Annotated in this window: 12 protein-coding genes; 7 read left to right on the forward strand and 5 right to left on the reverse strand. The window is 66.4% G+C overall.

Features of this window, described 5'->3' with window-relative positions; all coding sequences use genetic code 11:
* Positions 1-23: 23 nt before the first annotated feature.
* Complete coding sequence (ftsE, locus tag WBP07_RS11730; protein WP_395391228.1) at positions 24-737, reverse strand: cell division ATP-binding protein FtsE; 714 nt, start codon at positions 735-737, stop codon at positions 24-26.
* A 194-nt stretch (positions 738-931) separates the two neighbouring features.
* Here ftsE and WBP07_RS11735 point away from each other — a divergent pair, with 194 nt between their 5' ends.
* Entirely contained in the window at positions 932-1,876 is a 945-nt protein-coding gene (locus WBP07_RS11735; protein ID WP_395395783.1) for a zinc-ribbon domain-containing protein, read from the forward strand.
* A gap of 244 nt (positions 1,877-2,120) precedes the next feature.
* Here WBP07_RS11735 and WBP07_RS11740 read toward each other — a convergent pair whose 3' ends face one another.
* The 3 genes from WBP07_RS11740 to WBP07_RS11750 all read right to left on the reverse strand — a co-directional run bounded on the left by WBP07_RS11740 (position 2,121) and on the right by WBP07_RS11750 (position 3,941).
* Positions 2,121-2,669 (reverse strand): pseudouridine synthase, encoded by a 549-nt coding sequence (locus WBP07_RS11740; protein WP_395391229.1) that lies wholly within the window; start codon positions 2,667-2,669, stop codon positions 2,121-2,123.
* 18 nt (positions 2,670-2,687) lie between these two features.
* Positions 2,688-3,686 carry a TerC family protein gene (locus WBP07_RS11745; RefSeq protein WP_395391230.1) on the reverse strand — a complete coding sequence of 333 codons (999 nt, stop codon included), beginning with the start codon at positions 3,684-3,686 and terminating at the stop codon, positions 2,688-2,690.
* A gap of 72 nt (positions 3,687-3,758) precedes the next feature.
* Positions 3,759-3,941, reverse strand: coding sequence for a DUF465 domain-containing protein (locus WBP07_RS11750; RefSeq protein ID WP_395391231.1), 183 nt, complete (start codon positions 3,939-3,941; stop codon positions 3,759-3,761).
* Between the two features lie 514 nt (positions 3,942-4,455).
* Here WBP07_RS11750 and WBP07_RS11755 point away from each other — a divergent pair.
* The 6 genes from WBP07_RS11755 (at position 4,456) to WBP07_RS11780 (ending at position 9,535) form a co-directional block, all read left to right on the forward strand.
* Positions 4,456-5,367, forward strand: a complete 912-nt coding sequence (locus tag WBP07_RS11755) for an SPFH domain-containing protein (RefSeq protein WP_395391232.1) — start codon at positions 4,456-4,458, stop codon at positions 5,365-5,367.
* 32 nt (positions 5,368-5,399) lie between these two features.
* Positions 5,400-5,609 carry a toxin-antitoxin system HicB family antitoxin gene (locus WBP07_RS11760; RefSeq protein WP_395391233.1) on the forward strand — a complete coding sequence of 70 codons (210 nt, stop codon included), beginning with the start codon at positions 5,400-5,402 and terminating at the stop codon, positions 5,607-5,609.
* Positions 5,606-5,884: a hypothetical protein gene (locus WBP07_RS11765; RefSeq protein WP_395391234.1), complete on the forward strand. Its 279-nt coding sequence runs from the start codon at positions 5,606-5,608 to the stop codon at positions 5,882-5,884. Before WBP07_RS11760 ends, WBP07_RS11765 begins: the two co-directional genes overlap by 4 nt.
* The gene (locus WBP07_RS11770) at positions 5,881-7,230 is read left to right on the forward strand and encodes a M1 family metallopeptidase (RefSeq protein ID WP_395391235.1); all 1,350 of its coding nucleotides are present in this window, start codon (positions 5,881-5,883) and stop codon (positions 7,228-7,230) included. The genes WBP07_RS11765 and WBP07_RS11770 overlap by 4 nt, the downstream gene beginning before the upstream one ends.
* A 68-nt stretch (positions 7,231-7,298) precedes the next feature.
* Positions 7,299-8,246, forward strand: coding sequence for a right-handed parallel beta-helix repeat-containing protein (locus tag WBP07_RS11775; RefSeq protein WP_395391236.1), 948 nt, complete (start codon positions 7,299-7,301; stop codon positions 8,244-8,246).
* A gap of 266 nt (positions 8,247-8,512) precedes the next feature.
* On the forward strand, positions 8,513-9,535 hold the full coding sequence (locus tag WBP07_RS11780) for a zinc-dependent alcohol dehydrogenase (protein WP_395391237.1): 1,023 nt from the start codon (positions 8,513-8,515) through the stop codon (positions 9,533-9,535).
* Positions 9,536-9,870: 335 nt separating this feature from the next.
* On the opposite strand, the gene WBP07_RS11785 is transcribed toward WBP07_RS11780, so the two are convergent.
* Positions 9,871-12,333, reverse strand: coding sequence for a DNA translocase FtsK 4TM domain-containing protein (locus WBP07_RS11785; RefSeq protein WP_395391238.1), 2,463 nt, complete (start codon positions 12,331-12,333; stop codon positions 9,871-9,873).
* Between the last annotated feature and the right edge of the window lie 71 nt (positions 12,334-12,404).

Here is a 12,404-nt window from a genome sequence, read left to right on the forward strand (position 1 = left end):
GCTTCCGAAAATGGGGCCAAAGATCATGTCTGCTTCCGGGGCGGATAGCGCAGCGCGCCGGTAGGATCGGACAGCCGCCCGCAATCGAGCCGCATGATCAGGCTGTCGGACACCTTGCGCAGCAGGTCCAGATCGTGGGTGGCGACCACCACGGTGGTGCCCTGCCGGTTGAGCATTTCGAACAGGCGCATCAGCTTTTGCGCCATTTCGGGATCGACGTTGCCGGTCGGCTCGTCCGCCACCAGCATCGCCGGGCGCGCGATCACGGCGCGGGCGATGGCAACGCGTTGCTGCTCACCGCCCGAAAGCGTGGCGGGGCGCGCGTCCAGCCGGTCGGCCAGGCCCACCCACTCCAGAATGTCGCGCACCGGGCCGTAGATGTCGCGCTCCTGATGGCCGGCGACGCGCAGCGGCAGCGCCACGTTGTCGAACGCGGACAAGTGCGGGATCAGGCGGAAATCCTGGAACACCACGCCGATCCGCCGCCGCAGCATCGGCAGGCGCGCACGCGGCAGGGTGATCGCGTCCGTCCCGAACATGCGGATCGCCCCGCGCGACGGGCGCTGGGCCAGGAACAGCAGCCGCAGCAGCGAGGTCTTGCCCGCGCCGCTGGTGCCGGTGAGGAAATAGAACCGCCCGGCGAACAGCGTGAAGGTCAGATCGCTCAACACCTCGCGATCGGTGCTGTAGCGCAGGCCGACATTGTCGAAGTGGATGATTTCGCCGTCCGCGGTCATGCTCGTCTGTTCTGGTAACAGGTCGGACCGAACGGGCGACCGAACGTGTGATAGAGTCGGTTTGGAAATGCGCCAAGAACGCATTTCGTGATCACCTACCCCGCATTCAGTGTGGAAAAAAGAGCGCTCCGGCCTATGCCCACAGGTCTGGCGCTTGTCGCGGGCAAGCCAGTCGTGCTTATAGTTTTGTGACTATGATTATCGCCTGCCCAGCCTGCTCTACGCGTTACGCCGTGCCGGACAGCGCGATCGGCATCGACGGCCGCACCGTGCGGTGTGCCAAGTGCCGCCATAGCTGGTTCCAGGATGGGCCGGAAATGGTGGACGCGGCGGCGATGCCGCCGGCCTCTGCGACACCCGCTCCGGCTCCGCAAGCAGCCCCTGCCCCGCAGCCCACCCCGCCCGAGCCAGTTGCACAGGCCCCTGCTCCCGCCCCACGTGCGGTTGAGCGGCCGCAACCTGCACCCGCTCCGGCACCCGTTGCATCCGAAGCACCAGCACCGGGCTTCACCGTGCCGCCGCGCGCGCCGGCCGTGCGCGTGCCCGCGCCGGCCCCCGCGCCCGAAGTGGAGCGCGATCCGCTGCCCGCCTCGCCCCCGCCCGCACCGGGCACCCGCAACGGTGGCGGCAGCTATTACGACGACACCACGATGCCGCACTATGCGGACGAGGGGCCGTCCAGCTTCGATTTCGCGCCGCCGTTCCGCCCGCGCCGCAACTGGGCCAAGCTGGCCACCATCGCCTCGGTCGTCTTCGCCGGCGCCACGCTGGCGCTGACCGGCGCGGTCGCGCTGGGCGGCCTGCCGGACTGGCTGCCTATCCCGCGCCAGACGTTCTCTCAGGCGCAACCGGACCTTCAGCTCGATTTCCCGCGCAAGCGGCAGGACCGCAAGCCTCTGCCCGACGGCAGCGAGTTCTTTTCGGTCTCCGGCACGATCAGCAACACCGGCAGCGAGACGCGCTACGTGCCCTCCCTGCTCGTGGTGCTGCGCGACAAGCGCGACCGCATCGTCTACGAAAAGGAAGTCGTACCTTCCAAGCGCAAGCTGAAGCCGGGCGAGGCGATCACCGTGAACGAAGCGCTGACCGACATCCCCAAGGCCGCCTCCGCCGCCGAGATCGGCTGGAAGCCGGATTGAGCGGGCGGGTTTGACCGCCCCCCCTTCTCCGCCACCACCCACCACGTCCCCCAAAAACACCCCGTCATCCCCGCGAAGGCGGGGATCCCGCTTCCTTCACGCGGCGGTGGTGCTGGGGCGCAAGTAAGCGGGGCCCCCGCCTTCGCGGGGGCGACGAAGAGTTTTGGGCTCCGTCAGATCAACATCCGCGCTGTCGAGATTGTCCGATTGAGGTCAGGTCAGATCCGCCGAAGCCGACCAACCCTCAAACCGAAATCTCGCGCCACTCGCCCTGCGCGATACCGTCTAGCGACCAGTCGCCGATCGCCCAGCGCACCAGCCGCAAGGTCGGGTGCCCCACGGCCGCCGTCATGCGCCGCACCTGCCGGTTGCGCCCCTCTCGAATCGAAAGCTCTATCCAGCAATCCGGCACCGTCTTGCGGAACCGCACCGGCGGGTTGCGCGGCCAGAGTTCGGGCGGATCGATCCGCCGCGCCTCGGCCGGGCGGGTGGGCCCGTCGTTCAGGGTAACGCCCTTGCGCAAGGCGGTCAGCGCGGCCTCATCCGGCTCGCCCTCCACTTGCACCAGGTAGGTCTTGACCGTCTTGAAGCGCGGATCGGCAATGCGGGCCTGCAGCCGGCCGTCGTCGGTCAGCAACATCAGCCCCTCGCTATCGCGGTCGAGGCGCCCGGCGGGATAGACGCCGGGCACCTCGATATAGTCCGACAGCGTCGCGCGCGGGGTGGGGGAGCGCGCATCGGTGAACTGCGGCAGGACATCGAAGGGCTTGTTGAACAGGATAAGGCGGGCCATTCGGCCTCCCCTAGCAGGTCAAACGCGCCCCGTCTTTGGCCCAGCTTCCGCCCCCTGCCCACGCGTCTTCCACAGCGACCAGCCGACGCCGCCACCGATCAGGCCCAGCGTGACGCCAAGGCCCAGCAGCGGCGGCACCTTCGCGCCGTCCAGCAGCAGTTCGGCCACCAGGATCTTGCCGCCGATGAACACCAGCACCATGGCCAGCGCATACTTCAGATAGTGGAAGCGGTGCACCATCGCCGCCAGCGCGAAGTACAGCGCGCGCAGGCCCAGAATCGCCATGATGTTCGAGGTGTAGACGATGAAGGTGTCCGTGGTGATCGAGAAGATCGCCGGCACCGAGTCCACCGCGAACACAAGGTCCGCCAGGTTGATCACCACCAGCGCCAGGAACAGCGGCGTCGCCGCCCAGACCATGCGGCCGGCGTCGTTCGGCTCGCGCACGAAGAAGTGGTGGCCGTGATGCGCCTTGGTCACGCGCATGTGGCGCGAGATCCAGCGCACCGCGCGGTTGTGCGCGATGTCGGGTTCATGATCGCCGGAAAACAGCATCTTCACGCCGGTGAACACCAGGAACGCGGCGAACAGATACATCACCCAGTGGGCCTGCGAGACGAGCGCCACGCCGCCCGCGATCATCAGTCCGCGCAGCACGATCACCGCGACAATGCCCCAGAGCAGCGCGCGATACTGATACTTCGGCGCGATCGCGAAGAAGCCGAAGATCATCGAGATGACGAAGACGTTGTCGATCGACAGCGCCTTTTCCAGGAAATAGCCGGTGTACCAGTCGATACCGTCGGCAGAGCCCTTGCTCCACCAGACCCAGCCGCCGAACGCGACCGCGATGGCGATGTAGAAGACGGAAAGCTTCAGCGATTCGGCAATGCCCATCTCCCGGTCTTCCTTGTGCAGGAAGCCAAGGTCGAAGGCGGTAAGCACGAGAACGAGGCCGGCGAAGGCCAGCCAGAACCAGGCCGGGGTGCCCAGCCAGTCAGCGAAAAGGAGTTCCACGGGTCATGTCCTGATGGAAGGAAAGAGGGAAGCGCCGGCGCGTACATGGGGGGCAGCGCGCCGGCGCGAGGGTTACAGGCTTACAAAGGCCGTCGGGGGGACGAACAGCCGAGCCAGCCTGGCCCTTATTCTCAATTTCCTTCGCTCCAGCTTCATAATCTCCAGGAGATTACGGCGCGTCGAGCCCTGCGCACGGCGCAACTGGGCGTCGAGCATCTGGAAGCGCTCAAGCAGGTGAAACATACGGTCGGTCATAACAGCATCCCTATCGAACAGGTGTTGGTTCGATCGGGGCGATCCGACGGCACATTCCGATTGCCGAGCTGACGGGGCCTGTAAGGGCACTCGGAAACCTGCACCGGGGATCAACCCGATGCGGTCCGACATCACGTGGCGCCTTGGATGCGCAGCGTTCCGAAGAACTGCTGCAAAGAGGCGCCGCGCCAGAGGGGCCCGGCCCGCAGGGGTCCAATATGAGCGAATCGATCCGATTTCAACCCCGGATTGGTATGCTTTTGACCGTTCGTCGGATCAGACCTTCCTTCGGGCCCGTCCGTCCACGCCCCTCCTCCACCTTCGTCATTGCCCGCGCAGCCAGGCAATCCGGGGCGTTTTGCGCGCCCCCGGATTGCTGCGCCGCCCGCGCAATGACGAAGCGCGCGCAGAACGAGTGTCGGAATGGGACAGCCATCCACCTCATCCCGCATCGCTTGACCGCCCACCCGAATCCGATATTAAAGTGATATCAAATTAAATGGAGCAGCCGCCGATGTCCGAGTCGCATCTTCCCATCAATTCCAGCCGCGAACGGGCTGCCGCCAGCATGAGCGGATACCTGATGCTGGTCGTGTTCCTTGTTCTGCTGGCGGCGATCCTCTTCGCGGTGGTCTCGCTGGCGAGTGGCGAGCCTTCGCCGGTTGCGGTGCTGGGCTCGCTCGCCTTCATTCTTCCCGCCATCGCCTGCCAGGTGCTGATCGCCTCCGGCTTCTACATGATCCAGCCCAACCAGGCCGTGGCGATCACCCTGTTCGGCTCCTACCGCGGCACGGATCGCACCGCCGGCCTGCGCTGGACCTGGCCGTGGATGGCCAAGCGCAAGATCTCCGTTCGCGCCAACAACGTCGTGTCCGAAAAGCTGAAAGTGAACGACTTGCGCGGCAACCCGATCGAGATCGCCACCAATGTGGTGTGGCGCGTGGCCGATACCGCGCAGGCGCTTTACGACGTGGACGACTACCGCGCTTTCGTGAACGTGCAGATCGAAGCCGCCGTGCGCTCGATCGGATCACGCTATGCCTACGACGATGTCGAGGATGCCGAGATCACCCTGCGCGGCAGCCATGCCGAGGTGAATGCCGAACTGCGCGCCGAACTGATCGAGCGCCTGCACGTGGCAGGCCTTACGGTGGACGAATGCGGGCTCACCCACCTTGCCTACGCGCCCGAAATTGCCGGCGCCATGCTGCGCCGCCAGCAGGCCGAAGCGGTGATCGGCGCGCGGCGCAAGCTGGTGGAAGGCGCGGTCTCGATGGTGGAAATGGCGCTTTCCCAGCTTTCGGAAAAGAACGTGGTGGAACTGGACGACGAGCGCCGCGCGGCGATGGTCTCCAACCTGATGGTCGTGCTCTGCGGAGAGCGCGATACCCAGCCGGTGGTGAATACCGGCACACTGTACCAGTGAGTGCGGCAGGCGCGTGATCGTGGCTGATATCCATGCCTAGTCCGGGCAAGAAAGCCTTTCCGCTGCGGATCGATCCGGCGCTTTACGCCGCGCTCGAACGCAGCGCGGGGGCCGATTTCCGCTCGGTCAACGCGCAAGTCGAAGTGCTGCTGCGCGAGGCTTTGGCCCGGCGCGGCGTGAAAGTGGCGGCCGGCGAGCCCGCAAGACGCGGTCGCCCGCCGAAGCAGGAGGATGAAGCATGACCGACGAGACGCGCCCCTCGGATGACGACGGCGCCTGGTTCGCCCCCAAGCGCTTCGGCTATGGCGCGGGCCTGCCGATCGCGTGGCAGGGCTGGCTGCTGCTGGCCGGCTATATCGCGGCGGTTTCCGGCCTCAGCCTGCTCGGCAACGCCGGCACGAGCGGGCGCCGGGTCGCGGCACTCATGCTGGTCCTGCTGGTGACCGGGCTGTTCATGGTCGTCGTCGCCCGGCGGACGCGGGGCGGCTGGAAGTGGCGCTCGGGCGGAAAGGATTGAACGAGATTGCAGTGATCGGCAAAGCTGCGTTGGCCCTGTCATGGGCCGGCATCGCATCGATTCAGCCTGCCCCGGCACTGGCCCAAAGCCAGCCCGGGGATGGCTTCGAAGTCACCCGCTACGCTCTGGCGCTGACGCCGGACATTCCGAACAAGACGCTTGCCGGGCGCGAAACGATTACCTTGCGCATCACTGCAGAGGACGTTCGCCTCCTGAGCTTTTCCGGCAATGCGCTGATTATCGACAGTGCGGCCGTCGATGGCATCCCGGTTGCCATCAACCAGCACGGCAGTCTGGACTTCACGCTTCCCCATCCGCGGTCGCGGGGACGCACCGTCAAGCTGGAGCTTGCCTACCACGGCCGTCCGGCGCGCGGCTTCGCCGGGTCTCAGGACCTGCTCTACACCAGCTATTTCGCCTGCGACTGGATGATCTGCGCGCAGGAGCGGTTTGGCGACAAGGCGGATTTCTCGCTCGACTTGCGCGTCCCGGCCGGGATGGACACGCTTTCGCTCGGCCGCATGACCGCGAAGCGCGCCGGACCGGAAGGCAGCGAAATTCATGGTTGGAAAGCGCGCCGGCCTTACTCGCCCTACCTCTATGGCTTCGCTGTCGGACGGTTTGCCCGCGCCAGTGCCAAGGCGGGTTCGGCCGATCTCACGTACCTGAGCGACGCCGCCGACAGTGCCGATCTGAAAAGACGCTTTGCCGCGACACCGGACATGGTCGCCTTTCTTTCCGACAAGGCCGGCGTACCGCTGCCGAATGACGGCTACAGCCAGCTTCTGGTGGACGGGGACGAAGCGCAGGAAGCGGCGACCTATTCTGTGCTCGGCATCGAGGCGCTGCCGACAAAGGATGGCGATCCCGCCGAGGATTGGGCCATCGTTCACGAACTGGCCCATCAGTGGTGGGGCAACCTCATCACTTGCGCGACGCTCAAGGACTTCTGGCTCAACGAAGGCATCACAACCTTCATGACCGCCGCCTGGAAGGAACATCGCTACGGTCGCGCCGCCTACGAAGCCGAACTCGACATCGCACGCGAACGGCTGGCGAAGGCGCGGGCCAAAGGCTTCGACAAGCCGCTGACGTGGAGCGGCCAGTACCCCTCACTGGGCACGCGGCGGGCGGTCCAGTACAGCAAGGGCGCGCTGTTCATGGAGCAGCTGCGAACCACGATCGGCGATCGGGCATTCTGGTCCGGCCTGCGCCGCTACAGCCGCGCCCACGCCGGCGGCACCGTCACGAGCATCGATCTGGAGCGCGCGATGGAAACCGCCAGCGGCCGCGACTTGAGCGCGTTGTTCGCGGAATGGGTGTTCGGAACATCGCAAGGGGGCTGATGTCCCGCAAAGGGACGGCGGCAAAGTGGTTTACGCCTTGGCCATCATGAGCCGCTAGTCTCGTCCCCATGAACCGCCTTTCCCGAATCGCACTCGCGACGCTTCCGCTCATCGCCCTGCCCGCCACGCTGTCGCAGGCGGCTTCCTCCACCGCGCCCTACACGGTGGTCGAGACCGGGCGCAGCTATGTGCGGCTGCAGGATGCGGTGGACGCGATCGGCGATGCGCGCGGCACGATCCGCTTCGCCTCGATGCGGTTCGCCGACTGCGCGGTGCAGAACAAGGGCGAGATCACTTATCAGGCCGAAGCCCCCGGCCAGTCGATCCTCGACGGGGTGGCGTGCGAGGACAAGGCGGCGCTGGTGCTGCGCGGGCGCGGCGCGCATGTGGAGGGCATGGTCTTCGCCAACATCCGCGTGGGCGACAAGAACGGCGCGGGCATCCGGCTGGAGCACGGCAACCTCACCGTATCGCAGGCGTGGTTCCGCGATAGCGAGCAGGGCTTGCTGACCGGCGAAGATACGCAAGGCACCGTCACCATCGACAAGTCCACCTTCAGCCGGCTGGGCACTTGCGAAGGATCGGGCTGCGCGCATTCGATCTACATCGGCAACTACGGCGGGCTCACCGTCACCCGCAGCCGGTTCGAGGCCGGCAGTGGCGGCCACTACCTGAAGAGCCGCGCCGCGCGCATCGACGTGAGCGATTGCAGCTTCGACAATTCGGCCGGACGCGGCACCAATTACATGATCGATCTGCCCGATGGCGCCACCGGCCGCATCGTCGACAACTGGTTCGTGCAGGGGCGCGACAAGGAGAACTACTCCGCCTTCATCGCCGTCGCTGCGGAGCACCGCTACCACACTTCGCAAGGGCTGCTGGTGGAAGGCAACAATGCCCGCTTCGCGCCGGGGCTGGACCGCAAGAGCGCCTTCGTGGCGGACTGGTCGGGCGATGCCATGAAGCTGGGCGCCAATATCCTGGGCCCGGGACTGGTGCGCTTTGAGAAGCGCTGATTGATCCGGATCGGCATCCGGAACCGGACACGCCGGATTTTCAAACAATCTCAAGTGTCGCAAGGTTGAAACACCCTGCGGCCCAGACTGCGCCCAGTAGCGGCGCGGCCTGTTGCATCGTTTTTGCCCGCTGACCTAAGAACTTGTGCGGATGGGTCGCAGCCTGCCCGGGCTGATCTTCGCAATCGTTTCAAGACGAAGCTGCCCGGCCTATCCATAACAAGCCCGCGATTCCCCCTTTCGCGGAGCGAGCAAGGAGAGATCCGATGCAGACCATGCGCGCAGCCGTCGCCCGCGAATACGGCGCCCCGCTCACCATCGAACAGGTGCCGATCCCCACCCCCGGCCCCGGCGAAGTGCTGGTGAAGATCGTCGCCAGCGGCGTGTGCCACACCGACCTTCACGCCATCGACGGCGACTGGCCGGTAAAGGCATCGCTGCCGCTGATCCCGGGGCACGAAGGCGTGGGCCATGTCGTCGCGCTGGGCGAAGGCGTCACCGATCTCAAGGAAGGCGATGCCGTGGGCGTGCCCTGGCTGCACCATGCCTGCCGCGAATGCGAATATTGCGAGACCGGCTGGGAAACGCTCTGCGAGAAGCAGGCCAACACCGGCTACTCCGTGAACGGCGGCTATGCCGAATATGTGATCGCCGCTGCGCCCTTCGTCGGCCGCCTGCCCGCCGATGTGGACTTCGTATCGATGGCGCCGATCCTCTGCGCCGGCGTCACGGTCTATAAGGGCCTGAAGGAGACCGAGGCGCGGCCGGGCCAGTGGGTGGTCGTCTCCGGCGTCGGCGGCCTCGGCCATGTGGCGGTGCAGTATGCCAAGGCCATGGGCCTCAACGTGATCGGCATCGATATCGGTGAATCCAAGCTGCAACTGGCCAAGGACCTGGGCGCCGAACTGGCCTTCGATGCCAAGGATCCCGATCTCGTCGCCAAGGTTCAACGGGAAACGGGCGGCGGCGCGCATGGCGTGATCGTCACCGCCGTGTCCCCCGCGGCCTTCTCGCAGGCGATCGCCTGCGCCCGCCGCCGCTCCACCGTCAGCCTGATCGGCCTGCCCCCGGGCGACTTCCCCACGCCGATCTTCGACGTGGTGCTGAAGCGCATCACCATTCGCGGCTCCATCGTCGGCACTCGCTACGATCTGGACGAGGCCATCGCTTTCGCCTCGCAAGGCAAAGTGAAGGCCAAGGTCGCCGCGCGGCCGCTGGAAGACGTGAACGAAGTGCTCGACGATCTGCGCCACGGCCGGATCGACGGCCGCGTCGCGCTGACGCTCTGACCGCATTCTCCTCCCCGGCAAGGGGCGGTGGCAGCCCGTGAGGGCGGAGGGGATTGGCGTCCTCAGGCGGCGCCGGCGCAGGTGGCGAATCCCCTCCACCACCCTTCGGGCGGTCCCCCTCCCCGTGCCGGGGAGGACTTGGGAGCAGATATCTCGTCGCCCCCGCGGAGGCGGGGGGCCCGCTTCCTCTGCAAGCTGTCGTTATGCTGGAAGAAAAGCGGGATCCCCGCCTTCGCGGGGATGACGGGCTGTTTTGGCCGATATCGGTGGATGGGGATTGACGGAGGCAGGAGCGTTACGCCCCCGCCTCACCGCCTGATCGCAGCCTAGAGAGCTTAAAGCGGCGCCCCGTTCTCGTCGCGATAGATGTCGCGGCGGCCGACATGGTTCGCCGGGCCGACGTAGCCGTCCTGCTCCATGCGCTCCACCCACTTGGCGGCGGTGTTGTAGCCCACGCCCATCTGGCGCTGGAGCCACGAGACCGAGACCTTCTGGTTCTCGAACACCAGCTGGCACACCTGCCGGTACTTGCGCTCTTCCGGCTGGTCCGATGCGGTGGCGTCGAGGTCGTCGAAGCCGAAGCTGCCTTCTTCCGGCTCGTTGGTGACGGCATCGACGTAGTCCGGCTTGCCCTGGCCGCGCCAGTGATCGGCGACGTGCTCCACTTCCTCGTCCGAAACGAACGGACCGTGGACGCGTTTCACCGGGTCGGAGCTGGGCTTGTAGAGCATGTCGCCCTTGCCCAGCAGCTGCTCGGCGCCCTGCTCGCCCAGGATGGTGCGGCTGTCGATGCGGCTGGTGACGGCGAAGGATACGCGGGTCGGCAGGTTGGCCTTGATGACGCCGGTGATGACGTCGACCGAGGGGCGCTGCGTCGCCATGATCAGGTGGATGCCGGCCGCGCGGCTCTTTTGCGAGAGGCGCTGGATCAAGACTTCGATTTCCTTGCCGACGGTGACCATAAGGTCGGCCAGCTCGTCGACGATGAGGACGATCTGCGGCAGCGTCTCGTAATCGAGCTGGCGGTCCTCGTAGAGTTCCTCGCCCGTCTCGGGGTCGAAGCCGATCTGGATGCGGCGGCCCAGCGGCTTGCCCTTGGCGGCGGCGGCGCGGACCTTTTCGTTGAAGCTGGCAAGGTTGCGCACGCTGATCTCGCTCATCTGGCGATAGCGGCGCTCCATTTCCTCCACTGCCCACTTCAGCGCGCGCACGGCCTTGGGCGGCTCGGTCACCACCGGTGAGAGCAGGTGGGGAATATCGTCGTAGCTCTTGAGTTCCAGCACCTTGGGATCGACCAGGATCAGGCGGCACTGCGCCGGCGTCAGGCGATAGAGCAGCGAAAGCAGGATCGTGTTGAGGCCGACCGACTTACCCGAACCGGTGGTACCGGCGACCAGCAAGTGCGGCATCGTCGCAAGGTCCGCCACCACCGGTTCGCCGGCGATGTCCTTGCCCAGGATGATCGGCAGCATGCCCTTGTGCTCGGCGAAGGCTTCGGAGGCGACCATCTCCTTGAAGGAGACCATCTGGCGGTCCGCATTCGGCAGTTCGATGCCCATGACGGTGCGGCCGGGGATCGACGAAACGCGGGCCGAGATCGCGGACATGTTGCGGGCAATATCGTCGGCCAGGCCGATCACGCGGCTGGACTTGATGCCCGGCGCCGGCTCCAGTTCGTACATGGTGACGACCGGGCCGGTGCGGACGGCGGTGATCTCGCCCTTCACATTGAAGTCGTCCAGCACGGTTTCCAGCAGGCGCGCGTTGCGTTCCAGGCTGAGCTTGTCGATCTTCGGCTGCGAGTTCGGCGGCGGATCTTTCAGCAAGTCCAGGCCCGGCAGGGCGTACTTGTCGAACATGTCCTTCTGGCGATTGCCGATGTTGAGCTGCGCGGGGGTTGCCGCCGCCTTGGGATCGCTGATCTCGGGCGCCTTGCGTGGCTTGGCGGCGGGTTCGCGGCCAGCCGCTGGCCCCTGGACGTCGATATCGTCGAAATCGTCGCCCATGAACGGCGCGGATTGAGCCTTCGGAGCCTTTTCGCGCGTCTTCTCGCGGGCCTTTTCCGGCTCGGCAGTGCGGGCCGAACCCTCGTCCCGCGCGGGCAGGCGACCGATGCGGCCGGGCAGCGTCAGCAGGCGGCCCCAGTCCCAGGCGAACACGCTGCCGGCCAGCAGCAGCCCGCCGCCAAGGCAGACCACGGCAATCACGAAAGCGGCCCAGCTGGCGAAGATTCCGGGCAGGAAGCCGGTCAGCGTCTCGATCACCCAGGCGCCCAGCAGCCCGGAAATGCCGCCCATCGATGCGGGCAGGCTGCCGCCGGGCTGCACGTAGGTCAGGCCCAGCAGGGTGGAGGTCGCGCCGGCTTGCGGGAAGGCAAGGCTCAGCACCGTGGCGATCAGCACCATGGCCAGCGCCAACACGAAGACCGGGCGCCACCAGCGCTGGTTCGAATGCTCGATCTCGCCGTCCTCTTCCTCCACCAGCAGCCAGAGCTTGCGAGCGAAGACATAGAGCAGCGGCACGAAAAGCGCCGAAACCGGGCCGAACAGCAACAGCACACGCTCCGCCACCCAGGCGCCGACCGGGCCCATCCAGTTCTCGGCCGGGCCGCCGGCAGCGGTCGATGCGGAAGGATCGGTCTGGTGGTAGCTGAGCAGCGCGAGCGTCAGGAAGGCCATCGCCGCGAAGAGCAGCAGGGCGCCGCCCAGTTCGCCCGCGCGGCGCAAGGACCGCTTGAGCACTGCGCGCCAGTCCGGCTTGGCGATTCGCCGTCCGGGTGCGAGGGGCCGTGTCGCCATTGGAAATTCCCTTGATTTCGGCCCGTTATATTGCGTCGGTGGGGGACTCGTCGTCAAGAATGGATCGGGAA

Origin of the sequence: Novosphingobium oxfordense, assembly GCF_044029435.1 — a bacterium.
GTDB lineage: Bacteria > Pseudomonadota > Alphaproteobacteria > Sphingomonadales > Sphingomonadaceae > Novosphingobium.

Excerpts from the sequence above, each read along its gene's own strand:
- ftsE (WP_395391228.1), bottom strand. The coding sequence starts at position 737 with ATGACCGCGGACGGCGAAATCATCCACTTCGACAATGTCGGCCTGCGC.
- WBP07_RS11735 (WP_395395783.1), top strand. The coding sequence starts at position 932 with ATGATTATCGCCTGCCCAGCCTGCTCTACGCGTTACGCCGTGCCGGAC.
- WBP07_RS11740 (WP_395391229.1), bottom strand. The coding sequence starts at position 2,669 with ATGGCCCGCCTTATCCTGTTCAACAAGCCCTTCGATGTCCTGCCGCAG.
- WBP07_RS11750 (WP_395391231.1), bottom strand. The coding sequence starts at position 3,941 with ATGACCGACCGTATGTTTCACCTGCTTGAGCGCTTCCAGATGCTCGAC.
- WBP07_RS11755 (WP_395391232.1), top strand. The coding sequence starts at position 4,456 with ATGTCCGAGTCGCATCTTCCCATCAATTCCAGCCGCGAACGGGCTGCC.
- WBP07_RS11760 (WP_395391233.1), top strand. The coding sequence starts at position 5,400 with ATGCCTAGTCCGGGCAAGAAAGCCTTTCCGCTGCGGATCGATCCGGCG.
- WBP07_RS11765 (WP_395391234.1), top strand. The coding sequence starts at position 5,606 with ATGACCGACGAGACGCGCCCCTCGGATGACGACGGCGCCTGGTTCGCC.
- WBP07_RS11775 (WP_395391236.1), top strand. The coding sequence starts at position 7,299 with ATGAACCGCCTTTCCCGAATCGCACTCGCGACGCTTCCGCTCATCGCC.
- WBP07_RS11780 (WP_395391237.1), top strand. The coding sequence starts at position 8,513 with ATGCAGACCATGCGCGCAGCCGTCGCCCGCGAATACGGCGCCCCGCTC.
- WBP07_RS11785 (WP_395391238.1), bottom strand. The coding sequence starts at position 12,333 with ATGGCGACACGGCCCCTCGCACCCGGACGGCGAATCGCCAAGCCGGAC.